Annotated in this window: 17 protein-coding genes; 8 read left to right on the top strand and 9 right to left on the bottom strand. The window is 59.6% G+C overall.

All coding sequences use genetic code 11. The annotated features are described in order from the left end of the window. Nucleotides 1–45: 45 nt before the first annotated feature. The 4 genes from trkA to def are packed head-to-tail and all read right to left on the bottom strand — an operon-like array spanning nt 46 to nt 4,158. Entirely contained in the window at nt 46–1,419 is a 1,374-nt protein-coding gene (gene trkA, locus E5Q11_RS12585) for a Trk system potassium transporter TrkA (RefSeq protein ID WP_135803764.1), read from the bottom strand. Further along, nucleotides 1,416–2,711 carry a 16S rRNA (cytosine(967)-C(5))-methyltransferase RsmB gene (gene rsmB, locus E5Q11_RS12580; protein ID WP_135803763.1) on the bottom strand — a complete coding sequence of 432 codons (1,296 nt, stop codon included), beginning with the start codon at nt 2,709–2,711 and terminating at the stop codon, nt 1,416–1,418. Before rsmB ends, trkA begins: the two co-directional genes overlap by 4 nt. After that, a complete protein-coding gene (gene fmt / locus E5Q11_RS12575) occupies nt 2,711–3,646 on the bottom strand; it encodes a methionyl-tRNA formyltransferase (RefSeq protein WP_135803762.1) in 936 nt (311 codons plus the stop codon). Before fmt ends, rsmB begins: the two co-directional genes overlap by 1 nt. 8 nt (nt 3,647–3,654) lie before the next feature. Continuing rightward, entirely contained in the window at nt 3,655–4,158 is a 504-nt protein-coding gene (gene def, locus E5Q11_RS12570) for a peptide deformylase (protein ID WP_135803761.1), read from the bottom strand. 372 nt (nt 4,159–4,530) lie between these two features. On the opposite strand from def, the gene E5Q11_RS12565 reads away from it, so the two are divergent. The 8 genes from E5Q11_RS12565 to E5Q11_RS12530 all read left to right on the top strand — a co-directional run bounded on the left by E5Q11_RS12565 (nt 4,531) and on the right by E5Q11_RS12530 (nt 11,298). Beyond that, a complete protein-coding gene (locus tag E5Q11_RS12565; protein ID WP_135803760.1) occupies nt 4,531–5,547 on the top strand; it encodes a LysM peptidoglycan-binding domain-containing protein in 1,017 nt (338 codons plus the stop codon). Between the two features lie 148 nt (nt 5,548–5,695). Further along, nucleotides 5,696–6,847 carry a DNA-processing protein DprA gene (gene dprA, locus E5Q11_RS12560; RefSeq protein WP_135803759.1) on the top strand — a complete coding sequence of 384 codons (1,152 nt, stop codon included), beginning with the start codon at nt 5,696–5,698 and terminating at the stop codon, nt 6,845–6,847. Nucleotides 6,848–6,907: 60 nt separating this feature from the next. Then, the gene (locus E5Q11_RS12555; protein WP_404802776.1) at nt 6,908–7,462 is read left to right on the top strand and encodes an L-threonylcarbamoyladenylate synthase; all 555 of its coding nucleotides are present in this window, start codon (nt 6,908–6,910) and stop codon (nt 7,460–7,462) included. 8 nt (nt 7,463–7,470) lie between these two features. Then, nucleotides 7,471–8,397: an oxygen-dependent coproporphyrinogen oxidase gene (hemF, locus tag E5Q11_RS12550; protein ID WP_135803757.1), complete on the top strand. Its 927-nt coding sequence runs from the start codon at nt 7,471–7,473 to the stop codon at nt 8,395–8,397. Next, complete coding sequence (gene aroE, locus E5Q11_RS12545; RefSeq protein WP_135803756.1) at nt 8,390–9,217, top strand: shikimate dehydrogenase; 828 nt, start codon at nt 8,390–8,392, stop codon at nt 9,215–9,217. Before hemF ends, aroE begins: the two co-directional genes overlap by 8 nt. 86 nt (nt 9,218–9,303) lie before the next feature. Next, nucleotides 9,304–10,077, top strand: a complete 774-nt coding sequence (locus E5Q11_RS12540) for a motility protein A (protein WP_135803755.1) — start codon at nt 9,304–9,306, stop codon at nt 10,075–10,077. A 6-nt stretch (nt 10,078–10,083) separates the two neighbouring features. Continuing rightward, on the top strand, nt 10,084–10,914 hold the full coding sequence (locus E5Q11_RS12535) for a flagellar motor protein MotB (RefSeq protein WP_135803754.1): 831 nt from the start codon (nt 10,084–10,086) through the stop codon (nt 10,912–10,914). Nucleotides 10,915–10,986: 72 nt separating this feature from the next. Further along, nucleotides 10,987–11,298: a PA4642 family protein gene (locus E5Q11_RS12530; RefSeq protein WP_135803753.1), complete on the top strand. Its 312-nt coding sequence runs from the start codon at nt 10,987–10,989 to the stop codon at nt 11,296–11,298. A gap of 33 nt (nt 11,299–11,331) precedes the next feature. Here the strand turns inward: E5Q11_RS12530 and E5Q11_RS12525 are convergent, their stop codons facing one another. The 5 genes from E5Q11_RS12525 to E5Q11_RS12505 all read right to left on the bottom strand — a co-directional run bounded on the left by E5Q11_RS12525 (nt 11,332) and on the right by E5Q11_RS12505 (nt 17,456). Beyond that, the gene (locus E5Q11_RS12525) at nt 11,332–11,787 is read right to left on the bottom strand and encodes an Hsp20/alpha crystallin family protein (protein WP_135803752.1); all 456 of its coding nucleotides are present in this window, start codon (nt 11,785–11,787) and stop codon (nt 11,332–11,334) included. A 165-nt stretch (nt 11,788–11,952) separates the two neighbouring features. After that, a complete protein-coding gene (locus E5Q11_RS12520; RefSeq protein WP_135803751.1) occupies nt 11,953–13,542 on the bottom strand; it encodes an alkaline phosphatase family protein in 1,590 nt (529 codons plus the stop codon). Continuing rightward, a complete protein-coding gene (locus tag E5Q11_RS12515) occupies nt 13,539–15,125 on the bottom strand; it encodes a glucan biosynthesis protein (protein ID WP_135803750.1) in 1,587 nt (528 codons plus the stop codon). The genes E5Q11_RS12520 and E5Q11_RS12515 overlap by 4 nt, the downstream gene beginning before the upstream one ends. After that, the gene (gene mdoH / locus E5Q11_RS12510) at nt 15,104–17,218 is read right to left on the bottom strand and encodes a glucans biosynthesis glucosyltransferase MdoH (protein WP_135803749.1); all 2,115 of its coding nucleotides are present in this window, start codon (nt 17,216–17,218) and stop codon (nt 15,104–15,106) included. Before mdoH ends, E5Q11_RS12515 begins: the two co-directional genes overlap by 22 nt. Then, nucleotides 17,211–17,456 (bottom strand): hypothetical protein, encoded by a 246-nt coding sequence (locus tag E5Q11_RS12505; protein WP_135803748.1) that lies wholly within the window; start codon nt 17,454–17,456, stop codon nt 17,211–17,213. Before E5Q11_RS12505 ends, mdoH begins: the two co-directional genes overlap by 8 nt. Between the last annotated feature and the right edge of the window lie 63 nt (nt 17,457–17,519).

The following is a 17,519-nucleotide window of genomic DNA, read 5'->3' as shown; positions in this document are numbered from 1 at the left end:
ATTTCTAAGGAAGGTTCACAGGTAAAGGTTTCAATCACTTTTCGATCAGAAGAAGGTCAGCCCAACCTGGAACAGTTTTTCCACATCCCGGATCCGGGTCTTGTCCACCAGGAACAGGATCACGTGGTCGTCCGGCTGGATTCGCAAATGGTCATGGGCGATCAGCACCTCGTTGTGGCGTACGATGGCGCCAATGGTGGTGCCTTCCGGAAGATTGATCTCATCCAGCCGTTTACCGACCACTTTTGACGACCGGTGATCACCATGGGCAATGGCCTCAATGGCTTCTGCCGCGCCCCTGCGCAGTGAATGAACGTTTACGACATCGCCCCGGCGAACGTGGGTCAGCAGGCTGCCGATGGTGGTCTGCTGGGGGGAAATCGCCACATCAATATCGCCGCCCTGAATCAGATCCACGTAATCCGGATTATTGATCAGGGTCAGAACCTTGCGGGCGCCCAGGCGCTTGGCCAGTAGCGAGGCCATGATGTTGGCTTCGTCGTCGTTGGTGACGGCGCAGAATACATCGGTGTTCTCGATGTTTTCTTCCAGCAGGATGTCCTTGTTGGCGGCATCCCCTTCCAGAACGACGGTCTTGCGAAGGTTTTCCGACAACATCACGCAGCGGTCATGATCCCTTTCGAGCAGTTTTACCTGATAGCGGCTTTCCAGAGTGCTGGCCAGGCGCTGGCCGATGTTGCCGCCGCCGCAGATAAAGATCTTTTTATAGGGCTTTTCCAGGGGCTGAAGTTCGCTCATCACTGAGCGTATGTGATCGGTGCCGGCGATGAAAAAGACCTCGTCGCCATCCTCAATCACTGTGCTGCCCTGGGGCATGATGGGCCGGTCCTTGCGGAAGATGGCGGCCACCCGGGTATCGATGCGTGGCATGTGGGCGCGCAGGTAGGACAGTTCGTGGCCCACCAGCGGCCCGCCTTTGGTGGCGCGGATGGCAACCAGCCGCACCAGGCCTTTGGAGAATTCCAGCACCTGAAGTGCGCCGGGATACTCGATCAGCCGGGTGATGTGCTTGGTCACCAGGTGTTCAGGGCTGATCAGTACGTCCACGGGAAAGCCGTTTTCACCAAACAGTTCCTTGCGGGCCAGGTAGGCATTGGCGCGAACGCGGCTGATCTTGGTGGGGGTTTTGAACATCACACTGGCGATCTGGCAGGCCACCATGTTGACTTCGTCACTGCTGGTGACGGCGATCAGCATATCGGCGTCTTCTGCTCCCGCCTGGCGCAGGATGGTTGGATAGGACGCTCGACCCTGAACCGTGCGGATATCCAGCCGGTCCTGAAGCTCCCGAAGCCGGGCGCCGTTGCTGTCGACCACGGTAATGTCGTTGGCTTCGTTGGCAAGGTTTTCTGCCAGTGTGCCACCGACCTGGCCAGCGCCGAGAATCAGGATTTTCATAGCTCGTTTTTCTCCAGTACGGCGTAGAAAAAGCCGTCGTGGCTGTGCGGAACCGGTAGCAGTTGTCGCCCGGCTTCGGTATCCCGACCCCAGAGCAGGTCCGGCTCCAGCAGTTCCGCATTGTCTGTTTGTTTCAGGAATCTGCGGATTATACGGTGATTCTCCTGTGGGAACACCGAACAGGTAGCGTAGACCAGCCGGCCGCCCGGTTTCAGGGTCAGCCAGAGCGCAGTCAGCAGGCACAGCTGTATATCGGCCAGGGGCACGATATCAGATTCCCGCCGCAGCAGTTTGATATCCGGGTGGCGGCGGATAACGCCGGTGGCGCTGCAGGGAACATCCAGCAGAATCCGGTCAAAAGGCTCTCCGTCCCACCATTGTTCGGTGTTGGCGGCGTCAGCCTGCTGGACCCTGGCGATCAGATCCAGACGCTCAAGATTTTCTTCGATCCGGGGCAGTCGGTCGGCGGATTCGTCGATCGCGACCACTTCTTCCAGGCCGTCGCAGGCTTCAAGAATGGCGCAGGTTTTGCCACCGGGGGCCGCGCAGGCGTCAAGAACCCGTTGGCCCGGCGCCAGTTTCAGCAGGGTGGTGCACAGCTGGGCAGCCTCATCCTGAACGCTGACCGCACCGTCGGCAAAATAGGGCAAACGGTCTACCGGAACAGGGGCGGCCAGTTGAATGCCATAGGGAGCAAAGTGGGTGGCCTGGGCCTGAATACCGGCGTCGCACAGCAATTCCAGATAACCATCACGGCTGAAGCGGCGGGCGTTGACCCTCAGGGTCATGGGTGCCTGGGTGTTGTTGGTGTCGAGAATGGTTTGCCAGTCGTGGGGCCAGTTATGGCGCAGTTTTTCCACCATCCACTGGGGATGGGAGTAATTCACGCTGTCGCTAGTGCTCGCCGGTTCCCCTTCCCTTTCGGCGGCACGCAATACGCCGTTGACCAGCCCGGTCAGGTGGGGCTTGTCCAGGGTGCGGCAGGCTTCGACGGTTTCGTTCAGTACGGCGTAAGTGGCCTGCTGACTGTGGCGTAGCTGGAACAGAGCCACCAGTATCAGATGGTGGACCACGCGATCTGCAGCTTTCAGCGGTTTTTTCAGTCGGCCCTGGAGTTCGCCGTCCAATCGGAAGAACCAGCGACAGGTGCCAAAACACAGTGCCTGGAGCGTGGGGCGGTCATTTTCCGGCAGGCGATTCAATGCCGGTGGCAGACATTGCGACAGGGACTGGCCCTGTTCGACTGCAAGCATCACCTGAGCAGCCACGGCACGCATGGGCTGGCCGGCCATCAATCCAGCTCCTGGCCGGGCTGCAGAATGTCCTTGCCGCCGTTGATCAGATCACTTACAGACTGGGGTCGGGACCCGGGCAGTTGCAGCCGGGTGATGCGAAGCACGTCCAGGCCACAGGCGACATCAATGCCCTCCCGGCTGCGGTTAACCAAGGTGCCCGGGTGGCGGTCGCTGGTGATATCGATCACTTCCGCGGCGTGGATGCGGATACGAAGGTCGTCGGCATCGGTGTAAGTGCCGGGCCATGGGTTGAAAGCGCGAATGGTTCGAAGAATCGAGCTGGCGTCTTCAGTCCAGTCTATGTGGCCCTCGTCCTTGCTCAGCTTGTGGGCGTAACAGGCCTTATCGTTGTTCTGGGCCTCTGGCGTCAGTGTGCCGTTTTCCAGTGCGTCCAGTGCTTCAACAATGGCTTTGCCACCCATGTCGGCCAGCCGGTCATGCAGGCTGCCGCCGGTGTCGGATTCTTCGATGGGGGTCGCGGCTTTCAGCAGCATGTTGCCAGTGTCCAGGCCGGCGTCCATCTGCATGATGGTAATGCCGGTTTCGCGATCACCGGCGGCAATGGCGCGCTGGATCGGGGCCGCACCACGCCATTTGGGAAGCAGTGAGGCGTGAATGTTCAGGCAGCCGAAACGGGGAATGTCCAGAACGGTCTGGGGAAGAATCAGACCATAGGCGGCGACAATCATCACATCCGCATTCAGGGCGCGCAGTTCTTCCTGGGCCTCTGCGGTTTTCAGGCTTTCAGGCTGGAACACGGGGATGTTCGCATTCAGCGCCACCTGTTTTACCGGGCTGGGTGTAAGTTTGCGCCCGCGACCTGAGGGGCGATCCGGCTGGGAATACACCGCCACCACCTCGTGGTCGGTTTCCAGGAGTGACCTCAGGGCGGTGGCTGCAAAATCGGGAGTGCCGGCAAAAACGAGTCGCACAGGAATGATCAGGCGCTCTTCTTATGGAGTTTTTCCAGCTTCTTGCGAATACGGGTGCGTTTCAGTGAACTCAGGTAGTCCACGAACAGCTTGCCGTTCAGGTGGTCCATCTCATGCTGGATGCACACCGCTAGCAGGCCCCGGGCCTCGATTTCAAACGGCTCGCCGTTACGGTCCAGTGCCCGAATCATGCAGTGCTCAATGCGGGATACGTCCTCGTAGAAGCCGGGCACTGACAGGCAGCCTTCCTGCATGTCTTCCAGTTCGCCCTCGAGCACTTCGATCTCGGGGTTGATAAATACCCGTGGCTCGCTCTTATCCTCTGACAGGTCCATCACGATGATCTGCTTGTGTACGTTGACCTGGGTCGCGGCAAGGCCAATGCCCGGTGCTTCGTACATGGTTTCGAACATGTCGTCGATCAGCTTCCGGGTCTCGTCTGTCACCTCGTCCACCGGTTTGGCGATGGTTCGCAGGCGAGGGTCTGGATATTCAAGAATCTCTAGAATCATGGCGCTTAAACTTTTGGTCTGGATGACTGGTTTTAACCGTTATGATTTGTAACGGTGTGAATATCGTCTCTGAATTGCGACAGCGTACTGCGCATTTTCTATTCCCGTGACTATTATGATCGGGATAAAAGAGCGAAATTCAACGGACGAAACGGCTTGTAAGCGGTATTATCCCTCAACTCGCTCATTGAGTACAAACTGAACAGTTGATAGGCAAAAACTTTCAGCAGGAAGATAGAATTTACTGGAAGAACAAAAGATAACATCACAATTTGCGAGAGTTCTTCTATAGTAGTGGTATAGACGCCAGAGTAATGGCTGCATACAAGAACAGAATCTGCGGATTCGAGGCACGCGATCAAGGATTTAACAATGAGGAAACTGCTGTACGCTCTGGCAGCTGGCATGCTGCTAATAACCTCCTGGGCCCACGCCCAACCGGAGCTCAGGTCCGACCATCCCGAGCGTTACACTGTCGTTAAGGGTGACACCCTTTGGGATATTTCGGCCCGGTTTCTGAATAACCCGTGGTACTGGCCGGAAATCTGGCACGTGAATCCGCAGGTTGAGAATCCGCATCTTATCTATCCAGGCGACCGCCTGGCGTTGGTGTACATAGACGGGAAGCCGCGGGTCACCAAGGTTTCCAGCTCTGATGTTGTCAGATTGTCTCCGAAGGTACGCTCAGAGCCCATCGATACGCCAATTCCGGCTATACCGTTGGACGCCATTAACAGCTTCCTGTCTGAAACCCGGATTGTGGATGTCGATGAACTGAACGGGGCTCCTTACATTCTGGAAGGCGAGGATGGCCGCATCGTCACCGGCGCCGGTGACAAGGTGTATGCCCGGGGCGAAAAGCCGGCGGACAACGTCGGTGTATTCCGCCGCAGTCGTGAGTTCCGCGACCCGGAAACCGGCGAATTCCTGGGTCTTGAAGCCCGCAGCATCGGCCAGGGTGAGATTACCCGGGAAAACGGCGATGTGCTCACCATGATGCTGAAGAAATCCAATCAGGAAGTCCGCATTGGGGACCGCCTTTTGGTCAGCGAAGAGCGTCGTATTACTACCAGCTTCGTTCCCAGCCCGCCGGATTCCGAAATTGAAGGCCAGATGATTTCCGTTGAGGGTGGTGTTACCCAGATCGGCCAGTTCGACGTTGTCGCCATCAACCGCGGCGAGCGCGAAGGCCTCAAGCCGGGCAATGTGCTGGCGGTTCTGAAAACCGGCAACCTGGTTCGCGATCCGGTCACCAATGAAACCATCGAACTGCCGTCTGAGCGCGCCGGCCTGATGATGATTTTCCAGACCTATGAGAAGATGAGCTATGGCCTGATGCTCCAGGCGAGCCGGCCGCTGTCGGTAGGCGACAAGGTCACCAACCCCTGATGGCCTGAACCGACCGCTGGCAGCCGCCAGCCGGTTTGCAGTCAGAAAAAGAGCCGCCCTAGCGGCTCTTTTTTTGTGTCATAATTTCCGATACTCACGCCAGGATGGCGCGACTATTTAGACACGGTCAACACCAAGGATGGAGCCAATGCCCTCACTATCTGCTGCCACAGATGCGCAGCTTCTCGGATCACAGACCGGATTCTGGTTGCTTGTGTCCTGCCTGCCAAAGTTCGGACGCAAACGACAGCAGGCTGTGCAGGAGCGCCTTGGTGACCTTTCCCGACTGGCGGATTGTAACTCGGCCACCCTGCGTGCCATTGGCCTTCAGGCGGAGACCATCAGCGCCATTGAAGCCTGGCAGAGCGGCCATGCAAGTCATCCCCTGGTGGCGAAAGCCCTGGCCATCTACCGGGATTGCCAGCATCACCAGATCGACCTGATGACCAGGGCCGACAGCGATTACCCCGAAAGTTTGCGCCATATTCACGATGCGCCCCTGGTGCTTTATCTGAAAGGTGACCGTGCGCTGATTGGTCAACCCCAGGTTGGTATCGTTGGTAGCCGTAATGCCAGCCGGGCCGGGCTTGAACATGCCAGGGCCTTTGCCGCTGCGTTGGGGCAGCGTGGCCTGTTGGTTACCAGTGGCCTGGCGCTGGGCGTGGACGGCGCCGCCCACGCGGGTGCGCTGGATGCGGGTTTCCCGACCATTGCGGTGATCGGTAATGGCATTGATCAACCCTACCCCTACCGCCACAGGGCCCTGGCCAGCCGCGTGGTGGCCAATGGTCTGCTGGTGTCGGAATATCCGCCGGGCACTGACGCTCGCCCCGCCCACTTTCCCCAGCGCAACCGGATCATCAGTGGCCTTGGCCGCGGCATTCTGGTGGTTGAAGCCGGCCTGAAAAGCGGTTCCCTGATCACCGCCCGGTTGGCCCTGGAACAGGGGCGGGAAGTGTTTGCAATTCCCGGGTCGATCCACAATCCCATGGCCCGGGGCTGCCATGAACTGATCCGTCAGGGCGCCGTGCTGGTCGAAACCGTGGACGACATTTTCAATGAGTTCGAAAGCGGCTGGTCGTCGATCGTTCCGGAATCCGTTTCCGGCGGGTCTGCAACTTCCGGGCTGGAGCCCCGTGAAATCGCCGTTCTGGATGCTTTAGGGTATGATCCACAGTCAACCGACGACCTGTGCTCCATCACCGGTCTGCCGGCAGACCAATTGATGCAGTCTCTGTTATTGCTGGAGCTTCAGGGCCTGGTAGACTCAGCCCCCGGCGGGTTCCAGCGCATTGCCTGAGCGCAGTGGTACCCAAGGAATCAACCTGTCTGATCTGATATGAAACCATCGACCCAACCCATGTCTAACTGGCAGCTGTCACAGGCTGTGCAAACGCTTCGTTCCGGCGGTGTTATCGCCTATCCAACCGAAGCTGTGTGGGGGTTAGGATGTGACCCCTGGAACGCAGACGCCGTCGAACGCATTCTTGCGCTGAAACAAAGGCCCTTGGAAAAGGGGCTGATTGTGGTCGCCGGTTCGGTTGAACAGGTACGGTTTCTTCTGGACCCGCTACCTGAAGATCAGCAGAACAAGGCCATGAGTTACTGGCCAGGGCCATTTACCTGCCTGCTGCCAGACCGTCTGAACCAGATTCCGCAGGAGGTTCGGGGACGCCATTCTTCCATTGCCGTGAGGGTCAGTGATCATCCCCTGGTGCGCGCACTTTGCGAGGCGGCCGGCACGCCGCTGGTGTCAACCTCGGCCAACCCGGCAGGGCGGCAGCCGGCGCGGCACTCGTGGCAGGTTCGTCGTTATTTCCCGTCAGGCGTCGACCGCCTGGTGTCCGGTCAACTTGGCGGGCATCGAAAACCCAGCACAATCATTGATATCGTCAGCGGAGACCAGCTGCGCTAGGAGTATTCATGAGTCAACAACCCGACGTCGAAGCCGTTAAGCAGTATCTGCTTGGCCTTCAGGAAAGCATCTGTCGGCGATTGGCGGCAGCCGATGGCGAGGGGCGTTTTGAAACCGATGCCTGGGATCGCCCGGAAGGCGGCGGTGGAAAAAGCCGCGTGATCAACAACGGGAAGGTGTTCGAAAAAGGCGGGGTGAACTTTTCCCACGTCATGGGTGAAACCATGCCCGCCTCGGCAACGGCTCATCGGCCCCATCTGGCCGGCGCCCCCTGGCAGGCGATGGGCGTATCGCTGGTGATTCACCCCCACAATCCCTTTGTGCCCACGTCCCACGCCAACGTCCGGTTTTTCATCGCGACACCGGAAGGCGGTGATCCGGTTTACTGGTTTGGCGGCGGTTATGACCTGACACCCTACTACGGATTCGATGACGACTGTGTGCACTGGCACCGGGTCGCCAAAGCCGCCTGCGACCCCTTCGGCGACACCCTCTACCAGGAGTTTAAGAACTGGTGCGACGACTATTTTTACCTGAAGCACCGGGACGAACCTCGGGGCGTTGGCGGCCTGTTTTTCGATGACCATAACACGGGAGATTTCGGGCAGGATTTTGCACTGATGCGATCCGTTGGTGACAGCTACATTGAGGCCTACGAACCCATCGTCCAGGCCCGCAAGGACACCCCTTTCAGCGATGCTCACCGGCAGTTTCAGCTGTATCGCCGGGGCCGTTACGTGGAATTCAACCTGGTGTATGACCGGGGCACACTGTTCGGACTCCAGTCCGGCGGCCGCACGGAATCCATCCTGATGTCGCTGCCGCCGCTGGTGCGCTGGGAATACGATTACAGCCCGGAACCCGGGTCCGAAGAAGCAAGACTGACCGACTATTTCCTGACCGGTCGCGACTGGCTGGAGCAGGGACATGGATAAAGGCCTTTATGCCGTGGTCGGACACCCGATCAGCCACAGCAAGTCCCCCCGTATCCACAGCCTGTTTGCCCGGCAGACCGGGGAGAATATCGAATACACCGCAATCCAGGCGCCATTGGACGGTTTTACCGGCGTGGTTAATGATTTTTTTGCCCGTGGTGGACAGGGCCTGAATGTTACGGTGCCCTTCAAGGAGCAGGCCTGGGAACTGGCTGACCGGCGCACCGAGCGGGCCAGGCAGGCAGGCGCTGCCAATACACTGTATCTGGATGCCGAAAAACATCTGACCGCCGACAACACTGACGGTAAGGGCCTGGTTACCGACCTTGTGCATAACCACGGTGTTGCCCTTGCCGGCGCCCGGGTGCTGATTCTCGGGGCTGGCGGCGCGGTGCGCGGCGCTCTGGGGCCGCTGCTGGACCAGAAGCCGGCGGGGCTCACCATCGCCAATCGCACGGTGTCGAAGGCACAGGGCCTGATGACACTGTTTGCCGGTGTCGCCGGTGATACCGCGGTTGACGCCTGTGGATTTGAGGCGCCCTGCCAGGCCTATGATGTGATTATCAACGGCACCAGCGCCAGCCTTCAGGGTGATTTGCCGCCACTGTCCCCGACGGTGGTTGCACCGGACACCGTGGTCTACGACATGATGTATTCCCTGGATAACACGCCGTTCAATCAGTGGGCGCTGGATCAGGGCGCCACCCGGGTGTTTGACGGGCTTGGCATGCTGGTGGAGCAGGCGGCGGAATCCTTCCGGATCTGGCGGGGCATCAGGCCGGATACCGCCAGCGTGATCCATGCCCTGAGAACGGAATAGCGGGCGCAGACGGCGGCCACGGGAAGGCCCATTCGGGCCAGATGGACTATGCTCTGCAGGTGTAAACGCACTTTGTAAGGTTTCCGATGGATATTCTGACCCTTGTTGGCCTGCTGGCAGGCATATTGATTGTCATTCTGGCCATGCTGTCGAATGCCTCCGCACTCACCTTTTTGAACCTGCCCGGCCTCGCCATTGTGATTGGTGGCACAGCGGCAGTCACGCTGATCAAGTTTCGCCTGCCTTCAGTGATGAGCGCCTTCCGCCTGGCCATGGCCTCGGCCTTCACCGACCGCATGGTCCAGCCGTCAGCCTTGATTCAGGAAGTCAGTTCGCTGGCGGCGGTGGTGCGTAAAGAAGGCATTCTGGGGCTGGAGAACCACCAGACCGACACCGAGTTTCTCAGAAAAGCGATCAACCTGTGTGTGGACGGCCACCCGCCCGAGTTGATTGAGGAAATCCTTACCCACGAGATTCAACAGACCGCAGAACGCTATGACGTCGCCGAAAGGGTCTTTCGTGGGATCGGCGAATCGGCACCGGCTATCGGCATGCTGGGCACGCTGGTGGGCCTGGTACAGATGCTCAACACTCTGGATGATCCTTCGTCAATTGGCCCCGCCATGGCCATTGCGCTGCTGACAACCCTTTACGGCGCTTTCATTGCCCAGCTGATTGCCCTGCCGCTGGCGGACAAGCTGCAACTGAAGGCCGAAGACGAAGCCCGTAACCAGGTACTGATCACCACCTCCATGCGCAACATCATGCGCGGTGAAAACCCACGGGTGATGACCGAAATGCTGTCTTCTTTTGTCACCCCGGAGCACCGTGCCGCCCTGGCGCCGGAGCGGAGGGGCTGATTTGTGATGCTGAAGCAGCCAGCCCGGTCAAAAAAACACAGTCGTGGTTCCCCCGCCTGGATCGTGACCTTTGCCGACCTGGCCACCCTGCTGCTGACCTTTTTTATCCTGCTGCTGTCCTTTGCTGAAATGGACGTTGAGAAATACCGGGCCATGGCCAATTCCATGACCGTTGCCCTGGGCGGTACGCCAGTGCTGACCGATGTTCCCGGCGGGCGGCCGGTTTCGGTAATCGCCACAGAGCCTGCGCCAGCTGCTCCGGCCGACCCCGTTGATGAGCCTCAGCCGGCAATTATTGACGAGCGGGATGACGGCGATGCCCCGACAAAAATCTCGGGCGGGATCATTGATCTTGCGTCGGCGCTGATTCAGGAACTGGAGACGGAAGTGGCTTCTGGTGATCTGAGTGTGAATTATGATCAGGAGCAGGTGATCATACGGTTTGCCGAGGACGCCGCTTTCCGTTCCGGCGAGGCGGAGATGAAGCCGGAAATGCTGCCGATTATTGAACGCGTCGTCGATGTTCTGTCGGCCTGTACGGGGGATGTGGTGGTTGCCGGGTACACCGACGACCGTCCGATATCCAGTGGCCGCTACCGCTCGAATTGGGATCTGTCCGCTGCCAGGGCGGTGTCAGTGGTTCACGAACTGGTGATGAACCGTAATGTGCCCGCCGAGAGGGTGGTTGCGGCCGGGCGCGCGGAGACCAACCCACTGGTTGCCAACGATACGCCGGAAAACCGCGCCCGCAACCGCCGGGTGGAAATTGCCATCCGTAACCCGGAATGCGACGACAGTATGCCCGCAGGGGACCTGCCAGTGGAAATCATGCCCTGACGCCCGGCCTCCAGATCTTTATACTGTCTGCCCCTGATACTAAACCATCCTTAAACCATTGAGAGATCCCTGATGAGCGGACCAGACAAACCGAAAGTAATTGGCGAGGAATGGAGCGACGAGCGGGTAAAAAGCTTTCTGGCGATCGAACCCTATGACAAGGCGATCGACCCTGACTTCAACGCCCTGCTAAAAGCCTATCAGGCCATGCGGGCCGAGGATTTTGAGCGTTTTATCGGATTCTTCGTTGAGGCAGGCCGGAATCTGAATGGCGTGAATGAACATGGCGAGACCATTCTCGACCTGATCTCACAGCATCGTCGCAGTACGGCCTATGCCGACATTCTGACAGCCGCAGGCGCCGCGAAAAAAGCCGGGTACTAAGCCCGGCTGAAAGGTCTAGCTTGAGAGGTCGGGTCAGTCGACGTTGACTTCGATTGCCTTGGGTTGGGCCGGCTCGGCTTTTGCCAGGGTCAGTGATAGCACGCCGTCCTTGAAGTTGGCGCGGATGCTGTTCTCGTCAACGTTGTCCGGCAGGGTAAAACGGCGGATAAAGCTGCCATAGACTCTTTCTATCCGATGATGTTTCCTGTCACCGGTTTCCTCTTCCTGCCGACGCTCACCCTGAATGCTGAGCACACCGTCCTGAACGGTTACCTTCACATCGTCTTTTGACATACCCGGCAGCTCAGCTTCAATGCTGAACGCCTGGTCGGTCTCCTTGATATCGACAGCCGGGGCCCAGTCAGTGCGGCTGAACAGGTCTTTGCCTTCCCGTTCGCCATTGCTGCGGGCAACGCCAAAGTAGCGGTTGTAACGGTTGATCAGGTCTTCGAATTCACTGACCGGATTCCAACGGGTTATGTTGTTCATATGAAACTCCTCCTACGAATCTGAAATCGGTTTACTGATGTCAGCTTCGCTCGCGGAACAGCTCCAAACCGGTGGCGCCAGCCGGATGGTTTTCCGTGAACATCTGCTTATTTTGAATGTAGGTCCAGCGAAAAGGTTTTCAAGGGGGGAGAATTTTCCGGCCGGTCAATTGTCTTCGAGGTCCCTGCTAACGGTGCCCGACAGCAGTGGCTGTGAAAATTGCCGGTGAAGAAAGGGTCGGAATCGGCTCATTAACGCGCCTTCCTCTTGCAGATCCGGGATCACGCCCCGCCGGAAGCCGGGCAAGTCTCCAGACAGAAAAGGTTCTACCAGCGCCGGATCGGCACTGATCACATGCACGATGACATCCCGGCTGGCGTCTTCGCCGGTGATTAATGGCGCCGGCTGGTGGTCCCCCAGCAGGATCAGAAGAGTGTCTTCCTGCACATAGTGGGCCGCAAAGCCACCAGCCGTTTCCAGGGCATAGGAAATGGCCTTCGCGAAATGTTCGCGTACTCGATCCGGGTCCCGCCAGAGCGACACCGGCGCTTCCCCGGTCCCTTCCCACTGACGGAACACCCGGCCATCGCCAATGGCTTCCCAGTCATCCAGTATTGGCAGTATTGGCACCCAGGGGGCATGGCTGCTGATCAGCGCCAGTTCGGCGAACAGCGGCTGCGATTCCTGCTCGCGCAGTTCCTGGAACCGCCTCCAGGTGTACTGGTCCGGCATGGTAACCCAGTTGAAGGGCGGGCCCTGGTATCCAAGGTCGTCGTGGTCGTAGACCCGGTCATACCGGAACAGCCGGCCTTCCGGCCAGGCGCGGGTAATTGCGGGCATCACCGCGACGGTCGTGTGACCCGTGCTGCGAAAATCGTCGATCAGCGTGGAATAGCCGCTACTCAGGAAGGTTTCGTAGGCGAGCTGGTTTTTGATCCACTGACCGCTGAGCACAGACAGGTGGCCCAGCCAGGACTGCCCGCCCTGAATCGGTGATCGCAGGCGACCGGTGGCGACGGTCAGCCCGGCATCGGTCAACTGCTTAGCCATGGACGTCAGGCTTTGACTGATGACCGGTTGGTAGCGGACATCAGTCAGGGTGGAGATACCGTAAGATTCGATAAAGCCAAAAACCACGTCGGTGTCCGCCAGTGTTGTCAGGCGTTTCGGCTGGTCAAGCCGGCCGGGTGTGGCCGCCAGTTCGGCAGCAAAGGCCTGGGTTGTCCGGTGGGTTTCCTTGATCAGCGACGCCTGATTGGCCACAAACGCCAGAGCCGGGCTGCCGATCCACGGCGTTACCGCCCCGGCAAGAGCCAGACCGCTAATCAGCCAGAGCGGCTTGCCAAGGTGCCCGGGGGAATGATGCCTCAGTCTTTCGAGGCCGAACCGGAACAGCCAGCCCAGGGCCAGGAGCAAAACCAGTAGCACAGTCAGTGCGATGGCGGCAGGGGCTCCGCCGACATTGGTATCCAGCAGATTCCAGGTGGCATCCAGCAGGCGGACTTCCAGGTAAAGGTTCAGCCCCCTGCCGAGACTCTCCCGAATCAGCGTGTCCGCAAGAACCAGAAAGGCCAGCAGGCCATAGGTAACGGCCAGAGCCAGGGTGACCCGGTAGCGAAGGTTCTGGTTATGGAGCCCGCACAGCAGGGCCCAGATCACCAGAACCTCCAGGGAAATGAGGGGATTGGCGCCGGGCAATGCCAGGCCGGGAACCAGAAACAGCCCGTTCAGCAGCGCAAGCCAGACCAGAATCAAAAGTTCCGGTCCTCCGGATCCGGCGGCAGGTACTGGTATAACCAGGTTTCGGTCAGTGCCTGTTCACCCAGTTTCAGGTAAAGCCGTAGTTCAATGGGGTCGGTGCTCTCATCCGGCACCAGGTCGAACATGGCGCGAAAGCCGTTGATGGCCTCAAGCGGTCTTGCCGACACCAGTTCGGTTTCTCCCCGGCTGGCGGTCACAACCGCCTCAACACCGGCATCACCGTCCAGCATGCCCAGGGTCCCACCGGCAAAATCCACGGCAAAGCGGCGAGAGAATTCTTCCCGGGGCTGGCCTACCACGCCACCGATACCCGTGCGGGTTGCGCGCACGGTGCCCAGTTCTGTGGGCGCGTGGGGCATGTCTTCGCCCCAGGTCATGCGGTAATTCACCCGGTATTCATTGCCCGGCCGCCAGCTTTGCGCGGGGTTCCAGAAAGCGACGATGTTGTCGAAGGTTTCGTCACGGGTGGGGATTTCCACCAGTATCACGCTGCCCTCGCCCCAGTCTTCTCCCGGCTCGATCCAGAGGCTCGGTCTCCGGTCATAGAAAACACCGTCGTCCTGGTAGTGATCGAAGTTGCGGTCCCGCTGAAGCAGGCCAAAACCCTTGGGAGCTCTGTCTACAAAGTGGCTGGTGCGCAGACTTTCCGGGTTGGTGAGCGGGCGCCAAAGTCGCTCGCCGCTGCCGTTCCAGATCGCCAACCCGTCGGAATCGTGAATTTCCGGGCGCCAGTCGTTGGCCATGCGGCGGTCGTTCTCGCCGGTCTGATACATGCTGGTCAGCGGCGCGACACCAAACCGTTCGAGGGGCATGCGCGGGTATATGGCCGCAGTCACGTCCATGTTCAGGTTCCGGCCGGGGTGAATCTCGAAACGGTAAGCGCCGGTCAGGCTTGGGGAATCCAGCAGAGCGTAAACGGTCATGTGCAGGTCGCCTGGTTGCGGCCGTTGCAGCCAGAAGCTGCGGAAGCGGGGAAATTCCTCGGCCACTGGCAGGCCGGTGTTCACCGCAAAGCCGCGAGCGGAAAGGCCGTATTGACGGGATTCACCCACGGCCCGGAAATAGCTGGCTCCCAGAAACGCGGCCAGGTCGCGGTCGAAATCCTGGTGGAAATGCAGGCGGAAACCGGCATAGCCCAGATCTTCCGGCAGGTCCGCAAGGGCGGTGTTATCGCCATAATCGAAATGTTCTGGCTGATAGCCAATGGGCCGGGCCCGGCCATCAACCACCTCAAAAAACTGCACCGGCTCAAGAAAGTAAAGGCCGAGGTGGAAAAACTGGATCTGAAAAGCGCTATCACGATTCCGCCAGAGTGCCTGGTCCGGCCGGTAACGGATCTGCTGGTACTGGTCCCAGTCCAGAGCTTTGAGCGGGGCCGGTAAATTATCGCCAGCCGGCTGATGAGCCCGCTCTGACAGGGTTCGAGCGTGCTCACGCAGCCAGTCAAAGCTGAAAGCGCGCTCCTGATCGGAGGCCTTTGCGCTATCCGAGGCCATCACCTGACCGGTTCCGGTCAATGTCAGCGGCAGCCCTGCGGCCAGGGCAAATCCGAATTTCAGGAGGCTGCGTCTATCCATTGGACTTCCTCAGAGTAATGGGGTATGGACGTCAGGTGCTGTCCGGTCGACGTTTCCAGGCCTTCGACCATCCTGGTCAGTGCCTGTTGCCAGGGACCCGAGGCACAGGTCTGCCAGACGCGCAGATGCAGAGCTTCAAGTGCGGCGGGATGGCTGCAGATCAGGCTCATTTCGCGATTGTTAAGCGCAGATTGGCCATTAAGAGCGCAGATTTCTACCAGTCGTTGAAGCGTCTGCTGCTTCCGGCCGGTTGCCACCCGTAAATCCCGGCCACAGGTTCGGGCGTAAGCTGGCGACAGTACGATCTGCTCAACCCAGCTCAGGCGCTGCCAGGGTTTGTCACAACCGGTTGTGTTCCGGGCACGGTCTATGACCGCTGGCGACTGGTGATCTTCCGGTGTTAGCAGCCAGTTCTGACCGGCCGGTTGGCGGTTAAGCCAGCCCGTAAGAACCGGAGCCAGTAGCACAGGCAGGGTGACCGGCAGGGCCCAGGGTGTCAGCACGGGAATTTGCCACTGGATCAGGCCCAGGGTTACAGAGGCCATCAACACCGGCAGGCCAAACTGGCGTAGCCGTGTCGCCGGGCTGGAGTTGTTTGTGCGGTTCTGCCCTTGCCAGCCCACGGTCAAGTTGAACAATGCACGAATGACAAAGAGGGTATGGGCGAACATCCGGATCGGTGCCAGGGCCAGCGCCGCCAGCGTTTCGGTCAGGGTGCTGGCACACAGCCGGGGCATGCCGCCGAATTTTCCAGTCCGTTTTGCCAGCGTCTGATCCGTGAGCGCCAGAAGCCGGGGGCCAAACAGCAGGAGCGCGGTAATGCTCACCAGCAGCATGCCTTTATCTGTAGCCGTGTCTGCGTTGGCCAGGACCCCAGGCAGTGCGGGCGCCGACTCCGGCCCAGCCAGGGCCACGTAGCCGGAAAGCCCCAGAAATAACAGCCAGAGCGGCGATGCCAGGTAAGAGAGAATGCCAGTCAACAGCGCCATCCGATGGGCCAGCCGCAAACGGCTGAGGGTTGCCAGCAACCACAGATGCTGCAGGTTGCCCCGACACCAGCGGCGATCGCGGACCAGGTCGTCTTCCAGGGTCGGTGGTGACTCTTCGAAGCTGCCGCTGATGGAAGGTTCCAGCCAGACCTCATAGCCGGCACGGCCCATCAGCGCTGCTTCAATAAAATCGTGGCTGAGCACCGGCCCCCGGAACAGCCCCGGTCCACGAAGCTTGCGAAGACCGCAGTGGCGCATGAATGGCTCTGTGCGAATGATGGCGTTATGGCCCCAGTAGGTGGCCTCACCTAGCTGGATTGATGCCAGCCCGGCGCTGTAAAGCCGACCATAGCAGCGGTTGGCAAACTGCTGCAGCCGTGCAAACCGCGTTTCCGCCCGCCCCAGACGCGGCGTGGTCTGAATGATGCCGGCCTGGGGACGGGATTCCATAAGATCGATCAGCCGGGTGATGCAATCGGCGCTGAGCAGACTATCGGCATCCAGGACCACCATGTAACGGTACTGACGGCCCCAGCGCCGAAGGAAATCGGCAATGTTGCCGCTTTTGTAATTCTGGTTGATGGTTCGCCGCCGGTAAAACAGCCGTTGGTGGGCGCCGAGCTCCTCCCGCAGCCGAGTGCAGGCGGCCTGCTCTTCCAGCCAGACCTCCGGGTCGCGACTGTCGGACAGCACATAGAAATCCACCGCTTTTGATCGGCCAGTCTGCTCCAGATCCCGGAAGATCGCCTTTAGGCCCGCCAGGGTTCGCTGAACCGGCTCGTGGTAGATCGGCATGATCACGGCTGTCGGTGCTAGGTCCATGGCTTCTGTTGTCCGGGCGGCATGCTGCTCACTCAGGCTCCAGGGATCACCCCCGAAGCGAAGTACCACAAACCCGAAGACGGCGGTCCAGAAACCGACGCCAATCCAGGCAAACAGGACGCCGAATACCGCCAGCGCAGCAGAGCTTGGCCAGGTACCCGCCTGATCCGGAAGGCTCTGGGCGAACAGCCAGAGCCCTGCCAGGGTTTGCGCTGCAACCAGAGCCACCAGAAGCAGCCGCCGCTGGAAGGCCACGGGGCGCCAGAGGGCGGGATCATTCATTGGGGTACCCGATGCTTGTACGTGCGATGGGCGGCCAGGGGTGATCCGGGCATGATCTGGGAAGATCAAACCATTGAGGCAGGTTCTGTAGCAGTTCGGCCGTCTTTAAGCCGGGATTTTTGTCCCGTTGTGCCAGAATGAAACATTGCAGCCGAGTGCGGGTTTCCGCTCCGGTATCGTGGCCGGCGGCGCGAAGGTAAAGCAGTGCCTGCTCAAAAGGCTGGTCTGTGGTCGCCAAGGCGAACTCCGGGAGTAGTAATTGTCCCGAAACATACGGCCACAGCCCATTATTCAGACCACT

The organism is Marinobacter confluentis, assembly GCF_004785685.1.
GTDB lineage: Bacteria > Pseudomonadota > Gammaproteobacteria > Pseudomonadales > Oleiphilaceae > Marinobacter > Marinobacter confluentis.
The sequence above is the reverse complement of the archived record's forward strand: the minus strand, read 5'-3'. Positions and strand labels throughout refer to the sequence as shown.